The sequence below is a fragment of the Rhizobium sp. RSm-3 genome (genome assembly GCF_001854685.1).
Lineage (GTDB): Bacteria > Pseudomonadota > Alphaproteobacteria > Rhizobiales > Rhizobiaceae > Rhizobium > Rhizobium ecuadorense.
On record NZ_MAWZ01000058.1, the window covers coordinates 28,865 to 53,498 of the forward strand.

Here is a 24,634-nt window from a genome sequence, read left to right on the forward strand (position 1 = left end):
CCTCATCAAAAAAGGTGGCGGAGATGATCCGCCACCGTTGATCGGTTTTGTCAGGCTTCCTGCCCGGCGCCAAGCCGGGCAAATCCGACGGCGTCTGCCGACTTCAGACGCGCCGCGGCAAGCAATCCGACGACCCCGGCGATCAGCACGAGACCCGGCAGGAACACGCCGAGCGCACCGTTGGCGCCGGCGATGGCGCCGAAATTCGCCGAGATGTAATAGACCAGCGCCAGCAAGATCAGTCCCGTGACGATGGGCAGTACCTTGACGGCCAGCACATTACGCTCGAGCCCCGGATTGCGGCTGAAGAAGACGACAATCGAGAAGGCGGTGAACGCCATCAGCAGAATGATGGCCAGCGTCGCGACATTGGTGAGCCAGGAGAAGAGCGCCAGCACCGGATCCTGACCTGTCGCTGCAAAGAGCGCGACGACGAGCACGGCAACGACGGTCTGGATGATCGAGCCGACATGCGGGCTCTGGAAGACCGGATGCGTAACGCCGACCGACTTCGGCAGCAGACCCTCGCGGCCGGCGACATACATGTAGCGGGCGACACCATTGTGGAAGGCAAGGACGCCGGCAAACAGGCTGGTGATGAAGAGAACGCTCATCACGACGGTGATCCAGCGGCCGACATAACGCTCGGCAAGGCCGAAGAGGAAAGTCGTGGGATCAGCGAGGCCCTGCAGCTCGGGCACGAGCTTGTCGGCACCGGCGCCATTCACCATCAGCCATGATGTCAGCATGTAGAAAAGACCGATGATCAGCACGGAAATATAGGTGGCGCGCGGTACGGTCTTGTGCGGTTCGCGGGCTTCCTCGCTGTAGATGGTCGTTGCCTCGAAGCCGATGAAGGCGGCGAAGCAGAACAGGATGCCGATCGCCGGCGTTCCACTCCAGAAGGCGGTGGGCGTGAAGGGGGTGGCGGACAGGCCGCTGTCGCCGCCTTTGGCCAAGATCGAAGCGTCGATGACCAGGACGACGAGATATTCGAGAATGACGAGAACCATCAGCACCTTGGCCGAAAGATCGACCCTGCGGTAACCGAACACGGCGACAAAGGCGATGCCGATATAACTCCAGACCCACCAGGGAAGGTCGAGGCCGAGCTGCTCGGCGAAAAAGCCCTTGGTCGCTGCGCCGAAGAGGCCGAGAACGCCGACCTGCATGGCGTTGTAGGCGAGGATCGCGATCAGCGCCGCCGCCCCGCCCATCAGGCCGCCGAGGCCCTGGGCGGTATAGGCATAGAAGGCGCCGGCATTGCGGATATGGCGCGCCATGGCGACATAGCCGACCGCAAACAGCAGCAGGATGGCGGTGACCAGCAGGAAGGTCAGCGGAATGCCCGCTCCGTTGCCGAGCATCATCGACAGCGGCACACCGCCGGCAACCGCCGTCAGCGGTGCGGCGGCCGAAACCACCAGGAAGGTCACGGCGCCGACGCCGAGACTGTTTTTGCGCAGCTGGTTCTCAACGGCACTTTGCGAATTTTGCGTATTCATCTGCCTTCGTTCCCCTTGTTTAAGAACATCCGATCATCGCTGCGATTGCACGCAGGCGACCTCCACCAGAACCGGACTGACGAGGGGCGTTTATGGCTTTTGTTGATTTTGCCGCCGTCAGCGCTTATGGTTCACTATTTGAACCACAGCTTCAAATATAGACTTGCAAACAATGCCGGCCTCTGTCAAGTTAATTCGCATGTTAAGTATCTTGGGTCGCTGCTATCGTGCCGCGATACCGGGTTTGCGGGCTGATTTGGCGGCTGGCGTAAAGCCGGATGCGACAAGCCGGGACATGAACCCGCCCCAAGAGGAAGAATGATGAGCACGATCGGAAAGGCGCTTTCATTGCTGGATACCCTGTCACGGCTGGACAAGGAGGTGGGTCTGACCGACATCGCCCGCCTGTGTTCGCTCGACAAGGCGACGGCACGACGCTTTCTGGTGGAACTGGAAAAACACGGCTTTGTCGAGCAGGATCCCGACAGCCGCCGCTACCGGATCGGCTCGGCGCCGGTTCGGCTCGCCCGCATCCGCGAGGCCCGCTATCCCTTCCTGCGGGTCGCCGTGCCCTTCATCAGGACGCTCGCCGAATCCTCGACGGAGACAGTGCATCTTTCGGAATTCTCCGGCGGCCGGCTGTCGACCATCCATGTGGAAGATCCGCCGCGGGCACACCGCATCATCGTCGATGTCGGCAGCATCCTGCCCTTTCACGCCACCGCATCCGGCCTCGCCTTCCTCGCCTTCTGCCCGTCGACGGAGATCGACGCGGCGCTGCGAAAGCCGCTGGAAAAATTCACCGACCACACCGTCGTCGACCCGAAGTTGGTCCGCGGCCTGCTCGACGAGACGGCCGCGCGCGGCTTTTCCATCAGCCATCAGGGCCTCGAAGCCGGCGTCATCAGTGCCGCCGCACCCGTGCGTGCGCCCGACGGCCGGCCGATTGGCTGCGTGGCGATCGCCGCCCCGCTTTCGCGCACCACCAAGACCGCCATTCACGAATTCGGCGCGCAGGCGATCGCCGCTGCCGACGGAATTTCAGAAAAATACTACGGGTCGGAAAGGCTCACGGGAACCATTGCAAAAAACAGGAGGAGAGAGTGATGAGCCCTGCGGCTCCCTCGCCAAAGATCCTTGTCATCGGAACCGGTGACACCAAATGCGACGAACTGCAATTCATGGCCTCCGTCATCGAGGAAGCCGGCGGCCGGCCTGTTATGGTCGATGTCAGCATTCTCGGCGATCCGCCCTATGTTCCTGATTATTCCAAGCACGATATCGCCAAGGCGGCTGCGACCTCGATTGCGGCGATTACCGAAAGCGGCGATGAAAACAGTGCCATGGCCGCCATGGCCAGGGGTGCGGCAGCGCTGACCAGCCGGCTTTACAAGGACGGGCTGGTCGACGGGATCATCGTGCTCGGCGGTTCGATGGGCACGGACCTCGCTCTCGACGTCGCCGCCGTCCTGCCGCTCGGCGTGCCGAAATTCGTGGTCTCGACCATCGCCTATTCGCACCTGATCCCGCCCGAGCGCATCGCACCCGACCTGATGATGATCCTGTGGGCCGGCGGCCTTTACGGCCTCAACAATATCTGCCGTTCGGTCTTGTCCCAGGCCTGCGGCGCGGTCGTCGGCGCCGCCCGGCACGGCACCAGACCCGATCACGCCCGTCCGCTGATCGGCATGACCTCGCTCGGTTCCTCCTGCCTGAAATATATGAAGTATCTGCGGCCCGAACTGGAAAAGCGCGGCTATGACGTTGCCGTCTTTCATTCCACCGGCATGGGCGGCCGCGCCTTCGAAGCCATCGCCGCGCAGTCAGGCTTTGCCGCCGTCTTCGACTTCTGCATCCAGGAGGTCAGCAATCATCATTACGGCACGGTGGTGACATCGGGGCCGGACAGGCTCGAAAATGCCGGCCGCGCCGGCATTCCGCAGATCGTCGCCCCCGGCGCCGTCGACATGGTCGATCTTCAGGCCTGGCAGGCGCTGCCTGGCATTTTCGCCGACCGCCCCTACCATGCCCACAACCGGCTGATCGGGTCGGTGACGACCTCGCCGGAAGGCCGGCGGGAAGTGGCTCGGCTGATCGGACAAAAGCTGGAACGGGCCGACGCCAAGGTCGCCTTCCTGCTGCCGACCGAAGGGCTGCAGGAATGGGACAAGCCGGACGAGCCGCTGCACGATCCGGAAGGCCTCGCCGCTTTCCTCGACGAGATGCGCCGCACGGTCCCGCCCTCCGTCACCTTCCAGGAAGTCGAAGCCCACATCAATTCTCCCTCCTTTTCCGCAGCAGCCCTTGCCGTTTTCGACAGATGGGTGGCCGAGGGCATCATTCCGGAAGGACGGCCATGATGAGCGAACGCGCCCTCATCCTCGATTTCGGCGGTGTCGTCACCCGCACGCTGTTCGAGACGCATGACATCACCGAGCGGACGCTCGGCCTTCCCCAAGGCTCGCTCACCTGGCTTGGGCCGTTCGACACGGCGACCGACCCGCTCTGGGTGAAAATGCAGAACCGCGAGATCACCGAACGGGATTACTGGCTGACGCGCGCCGGCGAAATCGGCCGGATGGTCGGCGAAAGCTGGACCGATATGCAGACATTCGTGCGCCGCGCCCGCGGCGCCGAGCCCGAGCTGGTGCTGCGGCCGGAAGCCCGCGACGCCATCCTGCGGGCGAAGGAGGCGGGATTGAAGCTCGCGATCCTCTCGAACGAGCTCGATCTCTTCTACGGTGTCGAATTCCGCCAGCGCTTCCCGCTGATCGACCTCTTCGACGTCATCGTCGACGCCACCTACACCAGGATTCTCAAGCCCGATCCGCGCGCCTATGAGCAGGTGCTGTCCGAACTCGGCCTGCCGCGCGAGGCCTGCGTTTTCGTCGACGACCAGAAGAAGAACATCGAAGGCGCCGAAGCCGTCGGATTGCCGCATGTGCATTTCGACGTCACCCGCCCTACCGAAAGTTATGCCCGCGCCCTTGCGATGCTGGGCCTCTGAACGAGAGGAATTGAGATGCGTGAAACCAACTTCATAATCGAAAACAACGCCCGCCACATGTGGCACCCGATGGCCCATCCGGCCGAAATGCAGGCCCAGCCGCCGCGCATCATCAATTCAGGCGAGGGCGTCGAAATCGTCGACATCCAGGGCAAGAAGGTGCTGGATGCCGTGGGCGGCCTGTGGAACGTCAATCTCGGCTATTCCTGCGAGCCGGTGAAAAAGGCGATCCGCGACCAGCTCGACGAGCTGCCCTATTATTCGACTTTCCGCGGTACGACCAATTCGCCGCTGATCGAGCTCTCTTACGAGCTTGCCGAATGGTTCAGGCCTGATGGATTGAGCCGTTCCTTCTTCACCTCGGGCGGCTCGGATTCGGTCGAGACCTGCCTGCGGCTTGCCCGGCAATATCACAAGATCAACGGGCAGCCGGAGCGCACCAAATTCGTCGCGCTGAAGAAAGGCTATCACGGCACGCATTTCGGCGGCGCCTCCGTCAACGGCAACCAGAACTTCCGCCGCAATTACGAGCCGCTGCTTCCCGGCGTCTTCCATCTGCCGGCGCCCCTTGCCTATCGCAACCCGTTCGGCACCACCGATGATGCCGCGATCGCGGCCGCGATCGGCCGGCTCTTCGAGGACGAGATCGCCTTCCAGGGTGCCGATACCATCGCCGCCCTGATCGTCGAACCGGTGCTGGGCGCCGGCGGTGTCATCGTCCCGCACGAGACCTTCCTGCCGCTCATGCGCGAGATCTGCGACCGCCACGGCATCCTGCTGATCGCCGACGAGGTCATCACCGCTTTCGGGCGTACCGGCGCCTGGACGGGATCGCGCCTCTGGGGCGTCAAGCCGGATCTGATGTCGACCGCCAAGGCGATCACCAACGGCTATTTCCCCTTCGGCGCCGTCATGATCTCCGACAAGGTGGCGGAGGTCTTCGAAGGCAGCAAGGGCGCGTTCGGCAGCATTGGCCACGGCTATACCTATTCCGGCCATCCGACGGGTGCGGCGGCCGCGCTTGCGACCTTGAGGGAGACGAAGCGGCTGAACGTCGCCGCCAATGCCGCCGTCCGCGGAGAGGAACTCATTGCCGGCCTCAGGAAGCTGCAGGACAGGTATGAACTGATCGGCGACGTGCGCGGCAAGGGCCTGATGTGCGCGCTCGAACTCGTCAGCAACCGAGAGAAGAAAAGCGCCGCATCGAAGGATGTGATGCAGAAGGTACAGGATGTCGCCTATGAGGCCGGCGCGCTGGTGCGCACCTCCGGCGCCAATGTCATCATGTCGCCGCCGCTGATCGTCACGGCAGCGGACGTGCAGACGATCCTGTCGGCGCTCGACGCCGGCCTTGCCGCAGCGGGAGCCTGATCATGTCCGACAACGCTGCCCTTATCGCGCGCCGCGAGCGGCTTCTCGGCCACAACATGTCGTTTTTCTATGACGATCCCGTGCATCTGGTGCGCGGCGAAGGCGTCTGGCTCTGGGATGCCGAGGGCCGGCGCTATCTCGATTGCTACAACAATGTGCCGCATGTCGGCCATTGCCATCCGCGTGTGGTCGAAGCGATCACCCGGCAGGCTTCGACGCTGAACACCCACACGCGTTACCTGCACGAAGGCATCCTCGACTATGTCGAACGCCTGACCGCAACCTTCGACAGCAGCCTCGACGCCGCAATCCTCACCTGCACCGGCAGCGAGGCGAACGACGTGGCGCTGCGCATGGCCCAGGCGGTGACCGGCAGGACCGGCGTCATCGCCACCAACCACACCTATCACGGCAATACCGCGGCCGTGTCGCAACTCTCGACCCGCATGCCGCCGGTCGGCGGTTTCGGCGGCCATGTCCGTCACGTGCCGGCGCCTGACAGCTACCGCCCGCTCGGCGGCGAAGGTGGCGAGGCCTTTGCCGCAGCCTTCGCAGCCGAAGTCGAGGCGGCGATCGCTTCGCTGCAGGAGAGCCCGCATGGTTTTTCCGCACTGATCATCGATCCGTTTTTCGCCAATGAAGGCTTTCCGGATCTGCCGCAGGGCTTCCTCGACAAAACGGTGGCTTCAGTGCGCAAGGCCGGCGGCCTCGTCATCACCGACGAAGTGCAACCGGGTTTCGGCCGCACCGGCTCTGATATGTGGGGCCATCAGCGCGCCGGCATCGTTCCCGATATCGTGACGCTCGGCAAGCCGATGGCGAACGGCCACCCTGTCGGCGGCGTCGTTGCCAATGCCGAGGTGCTGAACGCCTTCCGCAAGGCCTTCCGCTATTTCAATACGTTCGGCGGCAATCCGGTCTCGTGCGCCGCCGCCATGGCGGTGCTCGACGTGATCGAGCATGAGAATCTCGTCGAGAACGCCCGCGCTGTCGGCGAATATACCCGCGATGCCTTCAAGCGGCTGGCGCAGAAACATGCGATCATCGGCGACGTGCGCGGCGGCGGCCTGTTCATGGGCATGGAATTCGTGCTGGATAAGGCGACGAAGGAGCCGGCCGTCGCTCTTGCGAGCCGGATCGTCAACGAGATGCGCGAACGCGGCGTGCTGATGGGCAAGATCGGCATCCACCAATGCGCCACCAAGATCCGACCGCCGATGCCCTTCTCGCGGGAAAATGCCGATCTGATGTTGTCGGTCTTCGACGACGTCCTGTCGGGCCTGTGAGACCGAGATGGCCGATCAATTGCCACAGACCATCCGGGATGACCTGCAGGACCGGGCGCGCGAAGCGCTCAGCCATTGGGCGGTCCAGCCGCAGGAACCGATCCTGCTGAAATACCGGGAAAACGCCGTCTTCCGCATCACTCTTGCTGATGGCTCGTTGGCCGCCCTGCGGCTGCATCGGCCGGGCTATCATGACGAGACGAGCCTGCACTCGGAACTGGACCTCATGGCAGTACTGCGGCGTGGAGGTCTCGACGTGCCTGCCCCCGTAGCGACGAGCGACGGCGAGAATCTCGTCTTTCTTCCGGCCAACCGAAGGTTTCCCGAGCAATATGCCGATGTCGTCAGCTGGATCGACGGCACGGCCCTCGGGCAGACCGGCACGCCGCTACCGCAATCAGCCGAGACGCAGGCTGAAATCTTTTTCCGCACCGGCCAGGCGATGGCGACGATGCATGATCTGGCCGATGCCTGGGACCCGCCGGAACATTTCCGCCGCTCGGCGTGGGATGCCGAGGGCCTCCTCGGAGAAAGGCCTCTCTGGGGCCGGTTCTGGGATTGCCCGGGGCTTTCCGGCGACGAGACCTCGTCGCTTTCTGCATTGCGCGACGACTTGCGGGACCGTCTTGCCAATGCGCAACGACACGGCCTCGACTATGGCCTGATCCATGCCGATCTTGTGCGCGAGAACATCTTCCTGGCGGGAAGCAAAGACGATATCGCCTTCATCGACTTCGACGATGCGGGATATGGCTTCCGCCTGTTCGATCTCGCCACGGCCCTGCTGAAGAACCGTCAAGAACCGGCTTACCCTGCCATCGAGAATGCCTTGGTCACAGGCTATCGCAGCCGGCGCGCGCTTTCCGATGCGGCGCTGCAAAGCCTGCCGCTGTTCATGGTGCTGAGGAGCCTCACCTATATCGGTTGGCTTGCCGAGCGGCCCGAGATCCCGAACGCTCCCGAGCGGCTGTCGCGTTATGTCGCCGAAAGTCTGGAGCTTGCAAGAAAGCTCGATATCGCCGCTTGACATCCCTCGCAAATTGATTAACGTGTTAAGTAAATAAGCCGTGGGAGGACGGATGCCACATCTCACCATCGAATATTCGGCCAATCTCGATGGCCGCGCCGACATCGGCGCGCTCTGTGAGACATTGCTGAAGACCGTGCTCGAGACAGGGCTTTTCGAGATCGGTGCGGTGCGCGTCCGCGCCCTTCGCGCTGATCACTACGCGATCGCCGACCGGCTCGCGGAAAATGCCTTCGTCGACCTGAACTTCCGCATCGGCAAGGGCCGCACGGCCGAGGAGAAGAAGCGCACCGGCGAAGCGATCCTTGCGGCCGCGGCCGACAGCCTCGGCCCCCTCTTCGAGACGCCGCATTTCGCACTGTCGCTGGAGATCCGCGAGATCGATGCGGAGCTGAGCTGGAAGAAAAACGCCATCCATCCGCGGCTTCGCGGCAAGTGACAACACCCCGCACCGCGGGACGAGACAACATCAGGGAAACAGACGATGTCCACACTGCAGGAAAACATCGCAAAGGCCGAAACCTACCTTGCGAAGTTCAAGGAGCGCGGCGTCCTCAACCGCATCGGCGGCGAGGATGCGACGGGTGGTGACGGCGCGACCTTCGAGACCCTCTCGCCGGTCGATCTGAAGCCGCTCGCCACCGTCGCCCGCGGCAACGCCGCCGATATCGACCGCGCCGCCAGGGCCGCCAAATCAGCCTTTGGCGAATGGGCCGCCATGCCGGGCGATGCGCGTAAGAAGCTGCTGCATAAAATCGCCGACGCGATCGTTGCGCGCGCCGAAGAGATCGCCTTCGTCGAATGCATGGATACCGGGCAGTCGCTGAAATTCATGGCCAAGGCCGCCTTGCGGGGGGCGGAGAATTTCCGCTTCTTCGCCGATCGCGCGCCTGAGGCCCGTGACGGCAAGGCTCTGCGCACCGACGGCCAGGTGAACGTGACGACGCGCGTGCCGATCGGCCCGGTCGGCATCATCACGCCGTGGAATACGCCCTTCATGCTGTCGACCTGGAAGATCGCGCCGGCCCTTGCCGCCGGCTGCACCATCGTCCACAAGCCGGCCGAATTCTCGCCGCTGACGGCCCGCCTGCTCGTCGAGATCGCCGAAGAGGCCGGCCTGCCCAAGGGTGTGTGGAACCTCGTCAACGGCTTCGGCGAGGACGCCGGCAAGGCGCTGACCGAACATCCGCTGATCAAGGCGATCGGCTTCGTCGGCGAGAGCCGTACCGGCTCGATGATCATGAAACAGGGCGCCGACACGCTGAAGCGCGTGCATTTCGAACTCGGCGGCAAGAACCCGGTCGTCGTCTTTGCCGATGCCGATCTCGAGCGCGCCGCCGACGCTGCCGTCTTCATGATCTATTCGTTGAACGGCGAGCGCTGCACCTCGTCCTCGCGCCTGCTGGTCGAAGACAGCGTCTATGACAGGTTCACCGCGCTCGTCGCCGAAAAGGCAAGGCGCATCAAGGTCGGCCACCCCCTCGACCCGGAGACGGTGATCGGACCGCTTATCCATCCCGTGCACGAAAAGAAGGTGCTGGAATATATCGCGATCGGCCGCTCGGAGGGCGCGACGCTTGCCGCCGGCGGCGAGAAGTTCGATGGCCCGGGCGGCGGCTGCTACGTCTCCCCCACCCTCTTTACCGGCGCCAACAACGGGATGCGCATCGCTCAGGAGGAAATTTTCGGGCCGGTGCTGACAGCCATTCCCTTCAAGGACGAAGCCGATGCGCTGGCGCTCGCCAACGACGTCCAGTACGGGCTGACCGGCTATCTCTGGACCTCCGACGTCACCCGCGCCTTCCGTTTCACCGACCATCTCGATGCCGGGATGATCTGGGTGAACTCGGAAAACGTCCGCCATCTACCGACGCCTTTCGGCGGCGTCAAGAATTCCGGCATCGGCCGCGACGGCGGCGACTGGTCCTTCGATTTCTACATGGAAACCAAGAACGTCGCCTTCGCCACCAAGCCGCACGCCATTCAGAAACTCGGCGGCTGAGCCGCCACTACACATAAGTACGCATTTAGAGGAGGAACCCATGCCCCTGCCGACACCCAATCTCTATCCGCCGTTCAACATCGTGCGCCTCAGCCATGTCGAACTCGGCGTCGCCGATCTCGCCAAGTCCCGCGCCTTTTACGTCGACACGCTCGGCCTGCAGGTGACGGATGAAACCGCCGATACGATCTATCTCCGAGCGCTCGAAGAGCGCGGCCATCATTGCATCGTGCTCAAGAAATCCGCCAAAGCCGAAGCCCGCGACCTCGGCTTCAAGGTCTTCGTCGAGGAGGATCTCGACAAGGCTGCCCATTTCTTCAAGGGCAAGGACCTGCCTGTGGAATGGGTCGAGCGCCCCTACCAGGCGCGTACCTTCCGCACCCGCGATCCCCACGGCATTCCGCTCGAATTTTATTCGAAGATGGACCGCCTGCCGCCGATTCATCAGAAGTATGCGCTCTACAAGGGCGTCAAGCCGCTGCGCATCGACCACTTCAACTGCTTCTCGCCGAATGTCGACGAGAGCGTCGCCTTCTATAACGAGCTCGGTTTCCGCGTCACCGAATATACCGAGGATGCCGAGACCGGCCGTCTCTGGGCCGCCTGGACGCACCGCAAGGGCGGCGTGCACGACATCGCCTTCACCAACGGCCGCGGCCCGCGCCTGCACCACACCGCCTTCTGGGTGCCGACGCCGCTCAACATCATCGACCTGCTCGACCTGATGGCGACCACCGGCTGGGTCGCCAACATCGAGCGCGGCCCGGGGCGCCACGGCATCTCCAACGCCTTCTTCCTCTATATCCTCGATCCCGACGGCCACCGCATCGAAATCTACTGCTCGGACTATCAGACGGTCGATCCCGATCTGGAGCCGATCAAGTGGGACCTCAAGGATCCGCAGCGCCAGACACTTTGGGGCGCACCGGCTCCCAAATCCTGGTTCGAACATGGTAGCCTGTTTGCCGGCGCCGATGTGGTCGAGCCTGATTTGAAGGCACAGCCGATCATCGCGCCTTGAACGTTTACCCCGAGAGCGGGCGAAATCGCCCGCTTTTCAACGTTGGCGAGGATAGAGTCATGGAATTGAAGGACGCAGCATTGTTCCGGCAGGCCGCATTGGTCGGCGGCGAGTGGATCGAGGCCGGGGACAATGCGATCGCGGTGGATAATCCGGCGACCGGCGCGACTATCGGCCGCGTTCCCAATCTGGGAGCAGCCGAGACGAAGGCGGCGATTGCCGCGGCCGAGGTTGCCCAGAAGGAATGGGCCGCCCGCACCGCCAAGGAGCGCTCGGTCATCCTGCGGCGCTGGTTCGAGCTGATGATGGCGAACCAGGACGATCTCGGCCGCATCCTGACGGCTGAGCAGGGCAAGCCGCTAGCTGAAGCCAAGGGCGAAATTGCCTATGGCGCGAGCTTCATCGAATGGTTTGCCGAGGAGGCGCGGCGCGTCTACGGCGACATCGTTCCCGGCCATCAGAAGGATAAGCGTATTCTGGTGATGAAGCAGCCGATCGGCGTCGTTGCCGCCATCACCCCGTGGAATTTCCCCAATGCGATGATCACTCGCAAGGCCGGACCGGCCTTTGCCGCCGGCTGCGCCATGGTGTTGAAGCCAGCCTCGCAGACGCCGTTTTCGGCGATCGCCATCGCTATCCTCGCCGAGCGCGCCGGCTTCCCCAAGGGTCTGTTCAGCGTGCTCACAGGTTCGGCGCGCGCCATCGGCGGCGAGATGACCGCAAGCCCCGTCGTGCGCAAGCTGACTTTCACCGGCTCCACTGAAGTCGGCGCCGAGCTTTACAAGCAGAGCGCCCCGACCATCAAGAAGCTCGGACTGGAGCTTGGCGGCAATGCACCCTTCATCGTCTTCGACGACGCCGACCTCGATGCGGCGGTCGAAGGCGCGCTGATCGCCAAATTCCGCAACAACGGCCAGACCTGCGTCTGCGCCAACCGCCTCTATGTGCAGGAAGGCGTCTATGATGCCTTTGCCGAGAAGCTGTCGAAGGCGGTCGGCGCGCTGAAGACCGGCAACGGCTTCGACGAAGGCATCAATCTCGGCCCGCTGATCGACGAGTCTGCCCTTGCCAAGGTCGAGGAGCATGTCGCCGATGCGCTGTCCAAGGGCGGCCGGGTCGTTGCCGGCGGCCACCGCCACCCACTCGGCGGACGCTTTTATGAGGCGACAGTGCTCGCCGACGTCACCCCTGCCATGGCTGTGGCGAAGGAAGAGACGTTTGGACCCGTGGCGCCACTCTTCCGCTTCAAGGACGAAACAGATGTGATCGCCCAGGCCAACGACACCGAGTTCGGCCTTGCCTCCTATTTCTACGCCAAGGATCTTGCCCGGGTCTTCCGGGTCGCCGAAGCGCTGGAATACGGCATGGTCGGCGTCAATACCGGGCTGATCTCGACGGCCGAAGCCCCCTTCGGCGGCGTCAAGCTCTCCGGTCTCGGCCGCGAAGGCTCGAAATACGGCATCGAGGAATTCACCGAAATCAAATATGTCTGCCTCGGCGGTATTGCCTGAGGCCAAGAGAAGGCCCGAGACAAGCATGACCCATCCACGATTCCTGTCCTTTTCCAGAAGCGGCCGTCATGGCTATGGGCTTGCCGTCGAGGGCGGCGTCATCGACCTGTCGGCTCGCCACGGCGCAAGCTGGGCGAGCCTTCGCGAGCTGATCGAGGCGGGCCGCCTCGTTCAGCTCGCCGAGGAGAGCAGATCATTGCAGCCGGATTTCGCGCTCGACGATATCCGCTTCGAGATTCCCATTCCGTCACCGGAAAAGATCATCTGCGTCGGGGTCAATTTCCCCGACCGCAACGAGGAATATAAGGACGGCCAGGCAGCACCCTCCAACCCCTCGCTCTTCATCCGTTTTCCCCGCTCCTTCACCGGCCACGGCGAAGCGCTGATCCGGCCGCCGGAAAGCCCGCAGCTCGATTATGAGGGCGAGATCGTCATCGTCATCGGCAAGGGCGGCCGACGGATCGCCGAGGCGGATGCCCTCTCCCACATCGCCGCCCTGTCGCTCTGCAATGAAGGCACGATCCGCGACTGGGTGCGTCATGCGAAATTCAACGTCACCCAGGGCAAAAATTTCGATCGCACCGGCGCGATCGGCCCCTGGCTGATCCCCTTCACCGACGACGCCCAGCTCGAGGACATCAAGCTCGAAACCCGCGTCAACGGCGAGGTGCGCCAGAGCGACCGCACCAGCCGGATGATCTTCTCCTTCCGCAAGATCATCAATTATATCTCCACCTTCACCACGCTGGTTCCCGGGGACGTCATCGTCACCGGCACGCCGACGGGCGCCGGCGCCCGCTTCGATCCGCCGATCTGGCTGAAACCCGGCGACGTTGTCGAGGTCGAGGCCGATGGTCTCGGCATCCTGAAGAACACGATCGCCGACGAGGTGTTCTGATGCTGACGTCAAATGAGATCGAGCAGGCCGCGCACAAACTTGACGAGGCCGAGCGGACGCGTGTCCAGACCGGGCTTCTATCGCTGAAGCATCCTGAAATGACGATGGACGACGCCTATGCCGTCCAGAGCGCCTGGGTGAAGAAGAAGATCGCCGGCGGCCGCAAGCCGATCGGCTGGAAGATCGGGCTGACGTCGAAGGCGATGCAATATGCGCTCAATATCGATATCCCCGATTCCGGCGTGCTGTTCGATGACATGGTGTTCGAAGACGGCGCTACCGTGCCTGCCGACCGTTTCATCCAGCCGCGCATCGAGGCCGAAATCGCCTTCGTCATGAAGGCGCCGCTGCGCGGGCCAGGCATCTCGATCTTCGACGTGCTAAACGCCACCGACTACGTCACCCCGGCGCTCGAAATCCTCGATACCCGCATCCTGCGCGTCGATCCGGAGACGAAGAAGCCGCGCACGATCGTCGACACCATCTCCGACAATGCCGCCAATGCCGGTATCGTCACCGGCGGCCGCGCCGTGCAGCCGGGTGAGATCGACATGCGCTGGATGGGCGCGATCGTCAGCCGCAATGCGGAAGTCGAAGAGACGGGGCTTGGGGCCGGTGTCCTCAACCAGCCTGCCCGCGGCGTCGCCTGGCTCGCCAACCGGCTGGCGCAATATGGCGATGGCATCGAGGCTGGACAGATCGTGCTGGCTGGTTCATTCATCCGTCCGATCGAGGCGCGGCACGGCGACACCATCCATGCCGATTTCGGCCCTTACGGCTCGGTCAGCCTCTATTTTGCATGAAGGAGTGAAACATGCCGGCGCCCAGGAACCTCTTCAAGCAAGCCCTGAAAGAGGGGCGGGCCCAGATCGGCCTCTGGCAGGCGCTCGCCAGCCCCTATACGGTCGAAATCTCAGCCGGCGCCGGTTACGACTGGCTGCTGCTCGATGCCGAGCATGCGCCGAACGACGTGCCGCTGCTCGCCTCGCAGCTGCAGGCGATGAAGGGATCGGCAAGCCATGCGGTGATCCGCCCGCCGGTCGGCGAGACCTGGATCATCAAGCAGATGCTCGATATCGGCGCGCAGACGCTGCTCATTCCGATGGTCGACAGCAAGGAGATGGCCGAAGCCATGGTCCGCGCCGTGCGTTATCCCCCGCAGGGCGTGCGCGGTGTCGGCGCCGCCCTAGCCCGCGCTTCCGATTTCAACCGCATTCCCGACTATCTCCAGACCGCCAATGACGAGATCTGCCTGCTCCTGCAGGTGGAAAGCCGGGCGGGGCTAGCCGCGCTCGATGCGATCGCGACGACCGAGGGCGTCGACGGCGTCTTCATCGGCCCGTCCGATCTTGCCGCCGACATGGGCTATCTCGGCAGGCCGGGTGCGCCTGAGGTGCAGGCGGAAGTCGAAAAGGCGCTTGCCAGGATCCAGTCGCACGGCAAGGCCGCCGGCATCCTGATCGGCGATCTCGCCCTCTCCAAGCGCTACCTCGAACTCGGCGCCACCTTCGTCGCGATCGGCAACGACGTCATGCTGCTGGCCAATGCCACGGCCAAGCTGCTCGAGGACTTCCACAAGGCCGAACCGGCCAGACCGGCGGGCGACGTGAAGGTTTACTGACCTCCCGCATCCCGCAGTGTTTGCACGCTCAGTCAAAACGAACTGCACAGCTGGACAGGACGCCTCCCCGCCTTTCGACCATGATGATCGAAAGGCTCAGGAGGAAGAGATATGCGTTTCAGCAACAAGACGGCGCTGATCACCGGCGGCGGCACGGGCATCGGCGCTGCCGTCGCCCGGCGCATCCGTAGGGAAGGCGGCAATGTCGTGCTCGTCGGGCGACGCCCCGAGCCGCTTCGCACTGTTGCCGATGAGATCGGCGCCACCGTCATTGCCGCCGATGCGGCCGATGGCGCTGCGATGCGGGCCGCGCTCGAAATTGTCGTCGAGACCTTCGGCGGGCTCGATGTGCTGATTGCCAATGCCGGCGGCCATGGTGTCGGGCCGACGATCAGCATGTCCGATGAAACCTGGAATCTCGCCACCCGGCTCAACCTCAACACCGCCTTCGTCAGCGCCCGCGAATCCCTGCCGCACCTGATCCGCAGCAAGGGCAATATCGTCGTGCTCGCCTCGATCGCCGGGCTGTTCGCCGGGCCGGATGCAGCGGGTTACGTCACCATGAAACATGGCTGCATCGGCCTTGCGAAGTCATTGGCGCGCGACTACGGCCGCAAGGGCGTGCGCACCAACACGGTCTGCCCGGGATGGGTGACGACTGACATGGCCGATGAGCAGATGCAGGTGATCGTCGAGAAGTTCCAGCTGAAGAGCGTCGAAGAAGCCTATGCGCTCGTCACCAAGGACGTACCGCTTGGCCGCCCGGCGAGCGCCGAAGATGTCGCCAACGCCGTCTGCTTCCTGGCCTCGCCGGAGGCTTCGATGATCAACGGCGCGATCCTGACCGTGGACGGCGGCGCCGGCACGGTCGACCTGCCGACGCTTGCTTTCGCAGAATGACAGGAGGAGAGCACGATGAACGAAAATCCGAAGGATTGGAAAACCTACGACGAATTCGCCTATGGCATCGACACCAACCGCCTGCCGGCGAGCGATGCGCTGGCCGGTTCTTCCTACAGGATCGGCTTCGATGACGGCCGTATGCTCGACCTAGCCATCGGCAAAGGTGAGGCCGAATGGTCGGACGGCAAGGAAAGCGCCACCGACAAGGTTGAGGTGATCGAGGTCGCGCCGAACACCTATTTCATCGAGATCGTTTTTGCCGGCCGGCCGAGAGAGGCCGAAACGCTGATCGTCAACGTCGCCAGTCGCCGAGCGCTTTCGATCTATTCGATCGTCCGAGATGCGAAAGATGCCGCCGGAGAACCTCAGGTGGCGCAGATCTTCCGGCCTGGTATCGTCGAGGGCGGCACTGCGAGCGGACCGGAGCCGGCGGAAAGCCGCGATCTCATCGGGCTCAGGGCGCATTTCACCTACAGCCCCAACCATGTCTATGAGCACACCTACCTCTCCTCGCAGCGTTATGCCTGGCAGTGCCTCGTCGGCGTCCAGCGCGGCCATGGCGACGTCGATCTGACGACCACCTACAAGTTCGACGAAAACCAATATGTCTTCACCTTCCGGGAGTTCAAAATTCCGGTCGCCTCCACCTTCTTCTACAATTTCGGCGACATGCGCTCGACCGGCAAATTCCTCGGCATCACCGGCGACGGGCGCATCCAGAACAGCTCGGCCGGCGCCTTCATCCGCAAGGCTTCGATGACCTATTACCTGCCGGGCCAGGAACCGGTGTGAAGGACAAATCCATGAAAAGAGCTTTCGACATCGTGAAGGCGCATTACGACGCCAACGATCGCCGCGATTTAAACGGAATGCTGGCCGACATCGCAGACGACTGCCGCTGGACCGAGATGGACGGCTTTCCCTGCGCCGGCACCTATGTCGGCCCGCAGGAGATCTTCAGGAATGTTTTCCAGGCGCTTGGCGAGACATTCGACGGCTATACCTTCACGCTGGAGCGCCTCCTCGATGCCGGCGACGACGTCATCGCCATCGGCGATTACAGCGGCACCCACCGTCAGACCGGCAAATCCTTCAAGGCCCGCGTCGTCCATGCCTGGCGTGTGGCGGACGGCAAGATCCGGCGCTTCGAGCAGTTCACCGATACGCTGCGCGTCGCGGAATCGATGCGATAAAATCCAGGTGGCCCGGCGGAAAGCTGGGCCACCTCAGGAAAGCGCAGCCTTGCGCCATTGCGAGGGCGAAACAGCGTAGCGAGAGCGGAAAGCCCGCGAAAAATGCGCGCTGGAGGAAAAGCCGAGCGCAAAGGCGATACCGGATATTTCGCCGCTGTGGCCGCCGGCCTCGCGCAGCCTCGCCGCAGCCAGCTGCAGCCGCAGGTCCCAGATATAATCCGACGGCGTCAGCCGCTCGGCCTCGAATGCGCGATAGACGTAGCGCACCGAACAGCCCATGCGCCGCGCGATCATGGCGACGGTAAGATCCGGCCGCGCGATATTGCCGGCGATGAACGCCTTGATGCGCGCCAGCAGGAGATCGAGGGGATCGGCGATCAGCCGCCGCGGCCGCCCCTCGCCGATCATGGTGCGAACGAGATCGATCATCGTCTGGCCGACGCTCGAGCGCCGCGCCTGGTCGAGATGGCCGATCTCCTGCATGGTCGATTCCATCAGCGACAGCAGAATGCCGCACATGCCGTCCTGCCCGGCATGCGCCGTGAAGGGTGCTGTCAGCCGCTCGATCGCGGCCTGCGGCAGCGCCTGCCGCGGCAGTTGCAGCAGCAACTGGCGGACCGGCGTGCTGTTGGTCAGGACATAGGGCCGGCGTGGGTCGTAGATGACGAGGGCATTGGCGGAAACCGGCGCCTCCATCCCGCTCTGTCCGATCGAGGCGCTGCCCTCGGTCTGCAGGATCAGCTTGATCGCATCGGGATCCTCAGGCCCCGCCGTCACCCGCTCGCCGAAGACGACATGCCGGTCGGCTTCCAGCCGCGTCAGCCGGCATGCTCCAAGCATAGCCGAGAGCATTGCGCTCCTTTCCTCGTCGGCGGTACCGAAATCCAGCCTGACATTGCCGAACAGCGTGCGGGCAAGCCCTGCGAACTCCCGGCCTCGAGCCGTCTCGACATGGCGGTGATCGGCGGCAAAACGCATGACGGTCTCCTCGCCTCAGCTCGCCAGATAGGCGCCATGAAGAATGTCCGGCTGCGCTTTCAGCGTGGCGGCGGGGCCGTCGAAGACGAGGCGGCCGCGCTCCAGCACGAGAGCCTTGTCGGCAAGGTCAAGCGCGAGATTGGCGAATTGCTCGATCAACAGCACACCGATGCCGCCGGCGGCGGCGATCTTCAGCGCCTCGGCCAGACGCTTGACCACCGCAGGCGCAAGGCCGAGCGAAAGCTCGTCGACGATCATGAAGCGCGGCTTTGCGACGAAAGCCTGCGCCATCGCCACCATCTGCTTCTGGCCGCCCGAGAGATCCGATGCCGGTTGGCGCCGGCGCTCGGCAAGCTCGGGGAATATCTCATAGGCGCGCTCCAGCCCTTGCCGGCGCGCAGCCTGCGACGGATCGAGCGCGGCGACGAGGATATTGTCCTCCACGGACAGTTGCCCCAGCACGCGATGCCCTTCCGGAACGAGCGCAAGGCCCGCGCGGCGGATGCGGTCGGGCGCAAATCCTTCGAGCGCGATGTCTCCCAGGCGCACCGCCCCGCCGCGCGGCAGAACGCCCGCCATGGCCATGACCGTGCTCGACTTGCCGGCCCCGTTGGCACCGAGCAGGGTCGTCACCTTGCCGGCCGCGACTGAAAAGGAGATATCGTGAATGACGCGTTTGCCGCCGCGTTCGACGACGAGGTTTTCGACGCTGACCTCGGAAATCCCGCTCATTTCAGAACTCTCCCAGATAGGCGCGCCGCACGTTCGGATCGGCAAGCACGGTCTGCGTCGGGCCGAGCGCCAGCAGCTTGCCGTAGTCGAGCACCATGGTTTCGCTGCACATGGAGCGAATGAGCTCGACGTCGTGATCGATGACCAGAACCTGCGCGCGGAATTCGGCCGGGATGCGCAGCACCAGCTCGCGGAACGCCTTTCCCTCCTCCTCGGTCAGGCCGGCGGCCGGTTCGTCCAGCAGGATCAGTTTCGGCTTGCCGACGACGCATTTCGCCAGCTCGACCAGGCGGCGCTGAAAGAGATTGAGCGATTGCCCCAGCCGGTCGGCGGCCGCACTGAGACCGACGAAGGAAAGCGCCGCCTCAACCGCTTCGGAGCGATCCGCCGCGCCGACGACGTGATCGGCGATCGCCGCGATATTGCCGGCAACGGTCAGGTCTTCGACCACCTGCTCGGTCTGGAACGAGCGGCGCAGGCCGGCGCGCACGCGCTGCAGCGGCGACATCGGCAACAGCGCCTCAGCGCCGAGCGATACCCGCCCCTGAACCGGCCTGACGAAGCCGGAAAGCACGTTGAGCAGCGTCGTCTTGCCGGCGCCGTTCGGGCCTATCAGCCCTGCGACCGGCGCCGTCAGGACGGCGCTGAGTTCGTTGATCGGCCTGACGCCGCCGAACTGGACGACGAGATTGTCGATGGTAATCATCGTCCCTTCCCCTTCGATAGGCTGCCGTTCAGACGGGCGATCAACGCCGCGATCTGGCCGGCGATGCCGGCTGGCGCTGTCGCCAGCGCATGGAACAGCGCGATGCCGAAAATGCCGATCGTGACGTAGCCGTCGATGCCGAGATCGGTGAGCAGCGCCGGCACCGCCCGCAGCAGCAGGCCGGCGATCAGCGCGCCGTACCAGTTGAAGACACCGCCGACGATGGCGAGCGCGAAGAGGTTGAGGCTCTCGAATGCACCGAAGGCGCGCCCGTCGAGCTGGCCGACATTGCCGGCCAGCAGCCCGCCGGCAAGGCCGGCGAGCAGCCCACTGAGGGCAAAGGCCCAGGCCTTGTAGACCAGCACGTTGACGCCGCTCGCGACCGCGACGGTCTCGCCCTTGCGGATCAGCGCCCAGGCCCTGCCGGGACGCGCGAGCTTATGCCATTGCGCGATCGAAAGGCCGATTGCTGCCGCCACGCAGACATAGAGGAAATAGGCAACCTCGCCGTCGGCCACCACAGGTCTTGCCAGCATCTCGCGGCCCGAACCGTCGGCCCGGCCGAGAAAACCGGGGCCGCCATCGGGAAAACCCCAGGCGCTGATGACGATCTGGAAGGCGCCCGCAAGCATGAGGGTGACGAGCGCGAGGTAAAGACCGCGCAGCCTGAGCGCCGGCACGCCGAAGGCGAGCCCGACCGCGGAGGCGACGATGCCGCCGGCAAGCAGGCTCACTTCGAAGGGCGGATGGAAGGCATGGCCGATGCGCAGCGTCACCCAGCCGCCGACGCCGACGAGGGCGAACTGGCAGAGCGAAACCAGGCCGAGCTGGCCGTAGAGAATGGCAAGGCCGGCCACCGACAATGACAGCGCGACCGCCGAGGTTGCCGCCGAAAGCCAGAAGGAGTTGGCGAAAAAGGCGACGGCGGCTGCGAAGATCGCCATCGCGGCGGGCACATGCAAGAGCTGCTTCGGCAGGCGCATCATCGGCGGGCCTTCGGCGTTGGAGGCGATCGTTTGCGGCTGAAGGCTCATCGGTCTTTCAACGCGGCTTTCGCCGTGCCTCCCAGGATCGTGACGGCGGCGAGCGCGATGATGAAGGGTGCGGCCGCGCGATAGGGCGATATCCAGGCAAGGGGCGTCAGCGCCGCCTCGGCAATGCCGATCAGGATGCCGGCGGCGGCCGTTTCCCAGAGCGAGCGCAACTGGCCGAGGATCGCCGCGGCAATGGCCGGGATGACCAGCAGCGTCAGGAAGGTGCCCTGCAGCCGCACGAGATCGGCAAGCAGCAGCCCGGCAAGGCCGGAGAAGATGCCTGTGATGATCCAGGCCGCTGTCTCGGTATGGAGGACGCGCACGCCGAGCACGGCGCTGAGATCGCGGTCATTGGCCAGCGCGCGCATGTCGAGGCCAAGCCGCGTGCGGGAAAGCAGCAAGGTGATCGCGACGACCATGGCGACGGCGAGAAGAAGGGCGATGATGCGGGTATAGGTCAGGCGCACGGCAAAGAGCGACACGAACATCTGGTCGGTCGGAAACTGCAGGCGGCGCGGAAGCTCGCCCCAGACGACACCCATGACGGCGATCAGCACGAGCGCCGGCGCCAGTGTGCCGACGGCGCGCACGACGGTATCGCGATGCGACAGCATCGGCGCGAAGATCCGGCCATAGAGAAAACTGATCGCCGTCGAGACGGCAACGGCGGCAAGAATGGCGACGGCGAGCGGCATTTTCCACTCGAGCAGCTGCCAGGCGCAATGCGCGCCGATCGCGCCGAAGGCGCCGAAAGCGAAATTGAGAACGCCGGTTGCCCGAAACAGCACGACGAGGCCGACGCCCGACAAGGCATAGACGGCGCCGATTCCAAGCCCCGATATGACGAAAGGAAGAATGTTCATAAGCCGATCCTCTAGAACTTGCCCGGCTCCGCAGCGTAACGGCCGCGGAGCCGATGGCAGTCGCAGGCTCAGTTGAGACCAGCGGATTTTTCGAAGGCGCGGACGTCCTTCAGCTCGGGATCCGGTGACGGCGCGCAATCGGAGACGACTTTCCACTTGCCGCCCTCGCTGACCGCCATGCGCGTCGTCGAATTGGCGTTGTGGCGGGCCTGGCCGTCGCCGAAGTACCAGGGGGCGCAGAAGATATCGCTCTTGAAGCTCTTGATCCCCCGCACAGCGGCCGATGCGGTTTCGCGGTTGATATTGGCGGGATCGAGCGTCATCAGCGCCGTTTCGGCGATCCGTGCTGCGAGATAGCCGGCCTGGGCGAAGGTATCGCGCGGATCGGATTTCTGGCCGTACTGATCCATGACGGCGAGCCAGTTCTGATTATCCGGCGTCGTCGCCTCGAGATCGTTGAACTCCATGTTGACGATGAAATTGCCGTCCCAGCCGGCGCCGATCGTGCCGGGCACGGAGAGATCATAGGCAGAGGCGGCGCTCAGGAACTTGATGCTCTGGTTCAGCCCCTGCTCCTCGGCGGCGGTCAGCAGCGGCACCGTTACGCCCTTGGGCAGGCCGAGGATGACAACGTCGGGCTTGGAAGCCGCCGCCTGCAGGATGGTCGACGTGGAATCGGCGGTGCCGGGATCCATCAGGATCGTCTCGGCCTTCAGGCCCTTTTCCTTGGCGAGCTGGATGATCCCGTCGCAGGACCAGGTGCCGACGTTCGGGATGTTCGGGCCGATGCAGACCACCGACTTCGCGTTCAGATGATCGAGTGCATAACCCATGGCGCCGAGCATCGAGACGCGCGGACCGGCATTGGTGGGCGCGTAATTTGCCGCGAAGAAGCATTCGCGAGGAACGCCGACGCCGGCGACGACGAGAATGCCTGACTTCTTGTAGAAATCGGCATTGGCGCCGCATTCGACGAAGCTCGAATTGCCGACCATCAGCACGGCCTTCTCGTCATTGACGAGTTTGGCCGCGAGCTGTGCTGCGGTCTCGGGGTTCCACTGGTCGTCCTCGACCAGATATTCGACCGGGCGCCCCTTGATGCCGCCATTGGCGTTCAGGCAGTCGAAATAGGCCTTGGCGGCCCGGGTCGAATTCGAGAAATCGTCCGGCCCGGTTTTGCCGGTGATGGCGCCGATCACGATCGGTTCGCCGGTCGCCGGCTTGCCGCTATTGTCGCCGCAGGATGCGGCGGCATGGGCGCTGAACGCCGAAACGAGCGTCAGCAACAGGCCGATTGCCAGCCCTTTTGGATTGATAGGCATTGTCTCCTCCAGTTGTTGCCCCGCTCCCCACGGGGTAGTGCGATCGCGATGCCGGGCTCAGCCGGAAATCGCCTTTCCTGTCATGAATGCTGCGGCCTTTGCCGCGATCATCATCGTCGGCGCGTTGGTGTTGCCCGAGACCAGCGTCGGCATCACCGAGGCGTCGCAGATACGCAGCCCCTCGACGCCGCGCACCTTGAGGTCGGGTCCGACGACGGCCATGCGATCGTCGGCGCGGCCCATGCGGGCCGTTCCCGCCGGATGAAACACGGTTTTGGCCGACTGCCTGATGTAATCGCGGAGCGCCTCCGGATCCTTTTCGATGCCGGGCTTCGGCAGCACGCGGCGCTTGACCAGTTTGGCAAGCGCCGGCGCATCGAGGATGCGGATCGCCGTCTCGACGCCGCGCGCCAGGGTTTCGATATCGGCGGGATCGGAGAGCAGGTTGGCGTTGAAATCCGTCTGCTCCCTGGGGTCGGCGCTCTTCAGCCTGATCCAGCCGCGCGACCGCGGCCTGAGGTAACAAGGCCCGATGCTGAGGCCGTGACCTGGTTCAGGTTCGCGATCGACGAAGCCGATCAGCACGGGCAGCACATGGAACTGCACATCCGGCTGACCGGTGCCCGAAGTATCGACGAAGCCGCCGCATTCGACGACATTGGACGACAGCAGCCCGCGATGCGATGTGAGGTACCGCAGCATGTGGCCGGCAGCGCGCAGGCCCTTGTCATGGCCGAGGATCGAGATCGGCTCGTGCGTTTCGCCCTGCACCGGCACCTCGAGATGATCCTGATAGTTGGCGCCGACACCAGGCAGGTCGGCGACGACCTTGATGCCGAGCGAAGCAAGATGCGCGCCGTCGCCGATACCGGACAATTGCAGGATCTTCGGTGTGGCGATGGCGCCCGATGTGAGCGCGATTTCGCGCGACGCCTTGAAGGTCGTGCCGTCGAGCAGTTCGACGCCGGCCGCCCTCTGCCCCTCGAACAGGACGCGCGCCACCTTGCGCTCCGTCAGCACGGTGAGGTTCGGTCGCTTCTCCGCTTCGCGCAGGAAAGCCTGGGCCGAACTCCAGCGCCGGCCGCCATGGGTGGTGCTCTGATAGAAGCCGACACCCGCCTGATCGGCGCCGTTGAAATCGTCATTGTGGGGAATGCCGATTTCGGTCGCCGCCTTGACGAAGGCCTCGCTCAGCGGATGCCGGTGGCGCGGATCGGAGACGTGCAGGTCGCCCTTTCTGCCATGGAACTGGCCGTTCAGCCGCTCGTTGCTTTCCAGCGAGCGGAAGGCCGGAAGCACGTCGTCATAGGACCAGCCCTGGCAGCCCATCTGCGACCAGGTGTCGTAGTCGTTGCGATGGCCGCGAATATAGATCATCGCATTGACCGAGCTGCCGCCGCCAAGCACATTGCCCTGCGGCACGATGCTCGGCCGGCCGTTCAGCCCCTTGTCGGGGTTCGATGCATAGGGATGGATATCGATCCCCTTGCCCAGCACCTTGAAGAAGGTGGCGGGGATATGGATCCACGGATCGGCGTCGCGGCGGCCGGACTCGATCAGGAGCACCTTGTGCGCCGGGTTTTCCGACAATCGGTTCGCCAGCACGCAGCCCGAGGATCCGCCTCCGACGATGATGTAATCGTAAGTCGTCATG

24 protein-coding genes are annotated in these 24,634 nt (G+C 64.1%); 16 read left to right on the forward strand and 8 right to left on the reverse strand.

Features of this window, described 5'->3' with window-relative positions; genetic code table 11:
* Positions 1-50: 50 nt before the first annotated feature.
* On the reverse strand, positions 51-1,505 hold the full coding sequence (locus tag BBJ66_RS28855; protein WP_071092004.1) for an APC family permease: 1,455 nt from the start codon (positions 1,503-1,505) through the stop codon (positions 51-53).
* 321 nt (positions 1,506-1,826) lie between these two features.
* Between BBJ66_RS28855 and BBJ66_RS28860 the strand changes: the two genes are divergently transcribed.
* From BBJ66_RS28860 to BBJ66_RS28935, 16 genes are all read left to right on the forward strand, one after another.
* Positions 1,827-2,612: an IclR family transcriptional regulator gene (locus BBJ66_RS28860; RefSeq protein ID WP_071092007.1), complete on the forward strand. Its 786-nt coding sequence runs from the start codon at positions 1,827-1,829 to the stop codon at positions 2,610-2,612.
* Complete coding sequence (locus BBJ66_RS28865; RefSeq protein WP_071092010.1) at positions 2,612-3,865, forward strand: Tm-1-like ATP-binding domain-containing protein; 1,254 nt, start codon at positions 2,612-2,614, stop codon at positions 3,863-3,865. The genes BBJ66_RS28860 and BBJ66_RS28865 overlap by 1 nt, the downstream gene beginning before the upstream one ends.
* Positions 3,862-4,512 (forward strand): HAD family hydrolase, encoded by a 651-nt coding sequence (locus tag BBJ66_RS28870; protein ID WP_071092013.1) that lies wholly within the window; start codon positions 3,862-3,864, stop codon positions 4,510-4,512. Before BBJ66_RS28865 ends, BBJ66_RS28870 begins: the two co-directional genes overlap by 4 nt.
* Positions 4,513-4,527: 15 nt before the next feature.
* Complete coding sequence (locus tag BBJ66_RS28875) at positions 4,528-5,883, forward strand: aspartate aminotransferase family protein (RefSeq protein WP_071092017.1); 1,356 nt, start codon at positions 4,528-4,530, stop codon at positions 5,881-5,883.
* A 2-nt stretch (positions 5,884-5,885) separates the two neighbouring features.
* Positions 5,886-7,169: an aspartate aminotransferase family protein gene (locus BBJ66_RS28880; protein WP_071092020.1), complete on the forward strand. Its 1,284-nt coding sequence runs from the start codon at positions 5,886-5,888 to the stop codon at positions 7,167-7,169.
* 7 nt (positions 7,170-7,176) lie between these two features.
* A complete protein-coding gene (locus tag BBJ66_RS28885; protein WP_071092023.1) occupies positions 7,177-8,196 on the forward strand; it encodes a phosphotransferase in 1,020 nt (339 codons plus the stop codon).
* A 52-nt stretch (positions 8,197-8,248) separates the two neighbouring features.
* Positions 8,249-8,635 carry a 5-carboxymethyl-2-hydroxymuconate Delta-isomerase gene (locus BBJ66_RS28890; RefSeq protein ID WP_071092026.1) on the forward strand — a complete coding sequence of 129 codons (387 nt, stop codon included), beginning with the start codon at positions 8,249-8,251 and terminating at the stop codon, positions 8,633-8,635.
* Positions 8,636-8,680: 45 nt separating this feature from the next.
* Positions 8,681-10,198, forward strand: coding sequence for a 5-carboxymethyl-2-hydroxymuconate semialdehyde dehydrogenase (gene hpaE, locus BBJ66_RS28895; RefSeq protein WP_071092029.1), 1,518 nt, complete (start codon positions 8,681-8,683; stop codon positions 10,196-10,198).
* A 40-nt stretch (positions 10,199-10,238) separates the two neighbouring features.
* Positions 10,239-11,219: a 3,4-dihydroxyphenylacetate 2,3-dioxygenase gene (hpaD, locus tag BBJ66_RS28900; protein ID WP_071092031.1), complete on the forward strand. Its 981-nt coding sequence runs from the start codon at positions 10,239-10,241 to the stop codon at positions 11,217-11,219.
* Between the two features lie 59 nt (positions 11,220-11,278).
* Positions 11,279-12,730, forward strand: coding sequence for an NADP-dependent succinate-semialdehyde dehydrogenase (gene gabD / locus BBJ66_RS28905; RefSeq protein ID WP_071092033.1), 1,452 nt, complete (start codon positions 11,279-11,281; stop codon positions 12,728-12,730).
* A gap of 25 nt (positions 12,731-12,755) precedes the next feature.
* Positions 12,756-13,628: a fumarylacetoacetate hydrolase family protein gene (locus BBJ66_RS28910; protein ID WP_071092036.1), complete on the forward strand. Its 873-nt coding sequence runs from the start codon at positions 12,756-12,758 to the stop codon at positions 13,626-13,628.
* Complete coding sequence (hpaH, locus tag BBJ66_RS28915) at positions 13,628-14,431, forward strand: 2-oxo-hept-4-ene-1,7-dioate hydratase (protein ID WP_071092039.1); 804 nt, start codon at positions 13,628-13,630, stop codon at positions 14,429-14,431. The genes BBJ66_RS28910 and hpaH overlap by 1 nt, the downstream gene beginning before the upstream one ends.
* Positions 14,432-14,442: 11 nt before the next feature.
* On the forward strand, positions 14,443-15,249 hold the full coding sequence (hpaI, locus tag BBJ66_RS28920; protein WP_071092042.1) for a 4-hydroxy-2-oxoheptanedioate aldolase: 807 nt from the start codon (positions 14,443-14,445) through the stop codon (positions 15,247-15,249).
* A 111-nt stretch (positions 15,250-15,360) separates the two neighbouring features.
* A complete protein-coding gene (locus BBJ66_RS28925) occupies positions 15,361-16,149 on the forward strand; it encodes an SDR family NAD(P)-dependent oxidoreductase (protein ID WP_071092045.1) in 789 nt (262 codons plus the stop codon).
* 15 nt (positions 16,150-16,164) lie between these two features.
* On the forward strand, positions 16,165-16,944 hold the full coding sequence (locus BBJ66_RS28930) for a MoaF C-terminal domain-containing protein (RefSeq protein WP_071092048.1): 780 nt from the start codon (positions 16,165-16,167) through the stop codon (positions 16,942-16,944).
* Positions 16,945-16,955: 11 nt separating this feature from the next.
* On the forward strand, positions 16,956-17,345 hold the full coding sequence (locus BBJ66_RS28935; RefSeq protein WP_071092706.1) for a nuclear transport factor 2 family protein: 390 nt from the start codon (positions 16,956-16,958) through the stop codon (positions 17,343-17,345).
* A 33-nt stretch (positions 17,346-17,378) separates the two neighbouring features.
* On the opposite strand, the gene BBJ66_RS28940 is transcribed toward BBJ66_RS28935, so the two are convergent.
* The 7 genes from BBJ66_RS28940 to BBJ66_RS28970 all read right to left on the reverse strand — a co-directional run bounded on the left by BBJ66_RS28940 (position 17,379) and on the right by BBJ66_RS28970 (position 24,633).
* The gene (locus BBJ66_RS28940) at positions 17,379-18,323 is read right to left on the reverse strand and encodes a helix-turn-helix domain-containing protein (RefSeq protein ID WP_071092051.1); all 945 of its coding nucleotides are present in this window, start codon (positions 18,321-18,323) and stop codon (positions 17,379-17,381) included.
* Positions 18,324-18,338: 15 nt separating this feature from the next.
* Positions 18,339-19,055 carry an ABC transporter ATP-binding protein gene (locus BBJ66_RS28945; RefSeq protein ID WP_071092055.1) on the reverse strand — a complete coding sequence of 239 codons (717 nt, stop codon included), beginning with the start codon at positions 19,053-19,055 and terminating at the stop codon, positions 18,339-18,341.
* Position 19,056: 1 nt separating this feature from the next.
* A complete protein-coding gene (locus BBJ66_RS28950) occupies positions 19,057-19,761 on the reverse strand; it encodes an ABC transporter ATP-binding protein (protein WP_071092058.1) in 705 nt (234 codons plus the stop codon).
* The gene (locus tag BBJ66_RS28955; protein ID WP_071092061.1) at positions 19,758-20,795 is read right to left on the reverse strand and encodes a branched-chain amino acid ABC transporter permease; all 1,038 of its coding nucleotides are present in this window, start codon (positions 20,793-20,795) and stop codon (positions 19,758-19,760) included. Before BBJ66_RS28955 ends, BBJ66_RS28950 begins: the two co-directional genes overlap by 4 nt.
* Entirely contained in the window at positions 20,792-21,658 is an 867-nt protein-coding gene (locus tag BBJ66_RS28960; RefSeq protein ID WP_071092064.1) for a branched-chain amino acid ABC transporter permease, read from the reverse strand. Before BBJ66_RS28960 ends, BBJ66_RS28955 begins: the two co-directional genes overlap by 4 nt.
* Before the next feature lie 68 nt (positions 21,659-21,726).
* On the reverse strand, positions 21,727-22,980 hold the full coding sequence (locus BBJ66_RS28965) for an ABC transporter substrate-binding protein (RefSeq protein ID WP_071092067.1): 1,254 nt from the start codon (positions 22,978-22,980) through the stop codon (positions 21,727-21,729).
* Between the two features lie 57 nt (positions 22,981-23,037).
* Complete coding sequence (locus BBJ66_RS28970; protein ID WP_071092070.1) at positions 23,038-24,633, reverse strand: GMC family oxidoreductase; 1,596 nt, start codon at positions 24,631-24,633, stop codon at positions 23,038-23,040.
* Position 24,634 lies beyond the last annotated feature (1 nt).

Excerpts from the sequence above, each read along its gene's own strand:
- BBJ66_RS28855 (WP_071092004.1), bottom strand. The coding sequence starts at position 1,505 with ATGAATACGCAAAATTCGCAAAGTGCCGTTGAGAACCAGCTGCGCAAA.
- BBJ66_RS28950 (WP_071092058.1), bottom strand. The coding sequence starts at position 19,761 with ATGATTACCATCGACAATCTCGTCGTCCAGTTCGGCGGCGTCAGGCCG.
- BBJ66_RS28965 (WP_071092067.1), bottom strand. The coding sequence starts at position 22,980 with ATGCCTATCAATCCAAAAGGGCTGGCAATCGGCCTGTTGCTGACGCTC.
- BBJ66_RS28970 (WP_071092070.1), bottom strand. The coding sequence starts at position 24,633 with ATGACGACTTACGATTACATCATCGTCGGAGGCGGATCCTCGGGCTGC.
- BBJ66_RS28885 (WP_071092023.1), top strand. The coding sequence starts at position 7,177 with ATGGCCGATCAATTGCCACAGACCATCCGGGATGACCTGCAGGACCGG.
- BBJ66_RS28875 (WP_071092017.1), top strand. The coding sequence starts at position 4,528 with ATGCGTGAAACCAACTTCATAATCGAAAACAACGCCCGCCACATGTGG.
- BBJ66_RS28930 (WP_071092048.1), top strand. The coding sequence starts at position 16,165 with ATGAACGAAAATCCGAAGGATTGGAAAACCTACGACGAATTCGCCTAT.
- BBJ66_RS28910 (WP_071092036.1), top strand. The coding sequence starts at position 12,756 with ATGACCCATCCACGATTCCTGTCCTTTTCCAGAAGCGGCCGTCATGGC.
- hpaH (WP_071092039.1), top strand. The coding sequence starts at position 13,628 with ATGCTGACGTCAAATGAGATCGAGCAGGCCGCGCACAAACTTGACGAG.
- BBJ66_RS28960 (WP_071092064.1), bottom strand. The coding sequence starts at position 21,658 with ATGAACATTCTTCCTTTCGTCATATCGGGGCTTGGAATCGGCGCCGTC.
- BBJ66_RS28880 (WP_071092020.1), top strand. The coding sequence starts at position 5,886 with ATGTCCGACAACGCTGCCCTTATCGCGCGCCGCGAGCGGCTTCTCGGC.
- BBJ66_RS28940 (WP_071092051.1), bottom strand. The coding sequence starts at position 18,323 with ATGCGTTTTGCCGCCGATCACCGCCATGTCGAGACGGCTCGAGGCCGG.
- gabD (WP_071092033.1), top strand. The coding sequence starts at position 11,279 with ATGGAATTGAAGGACGCAGCATTGTTCCGGCAGGCCGCATTGGTCGGC.
- BBJ66_RS28865 (WP_071092010.1), top strand. The coding sequence starts at position 2,612 with ATGAGCCCTGCGGCTCCCTCGCCAAAGATCCTTGTCATCGGAACCGGT.
- BBJ66_RS28955 (WP_071092061.1), bottom strand. The coding sequence starts at position 20,795 with ATGAGCCTTCAGCCGCAAACGATCGCCTCCAACGCCGAAGGCCCGCCG.
- BBJ66_RS28860 (WP_071092007.1), top strand. The coding sequence starts at position 1,827 with ATGAGCACGATCGGAAAGGCGCTTTCATTGCTGGATACCCTGTCACGG.
- BBJ66_RS28890 (WP_071092026.1), top strand. The coding sequence starts at position 8,249 with ATGCCACATCTCACCATCGAATATTCGGCCAATCTCGATGGCCGCGCC.
- BBJ66_RS28935 (WP_071092706.1), top strand. The coding sequence starts at position 16,956 with ATGAAAAGAGCTTTCGACATCGTGAAGGCGCATTACGACGCCAACGAT.
- BBJ66_RS28870 (WP_071092013.1), top strand. The coding sequence starts at position 3,862 with ATGATGAGCGAACGCGCCCTCATCCTCGATTTCGGCGGTGTCGTCACC.
- hpaE (WP_071092029.1), top strand. The coding sequence starts at position 8,681 with ATGTCCACACTGCAGGAAAACATCGCAAAGGCCGAAACCTACCTTGCG.
- BBJ66_RS28945 (WP_071092055.1), bottom strand. The coding sequence starts at position 19,055 with ATGAGCGGGATTTCCGAGGTCAGCGTCGAAAACCTCGTCGTCGAACGC.
- hpaD (WP_071092031.1), top strand. The coding sequence starts at position 10,239 with ATGCCCCTGCCGACACCCAATCTCTATCCGCCGTTCAACATCGTGCGC.
- BBJ66_RS28925 (WP_071092045.1), top strand. The coding sequence starts at position 15,361 with ATGCGTTTCAGCAACAAGACGGCGCTGATCACCGGCGGCGGCACGGGC.
- hpaI (WP_071092042.1), top strand. The coding sequence starts at position 14,443 with ATGCCGGCGCCCAGGAACCTCTTCAAGCAAGCCCTGAAAGAGGGGCGG.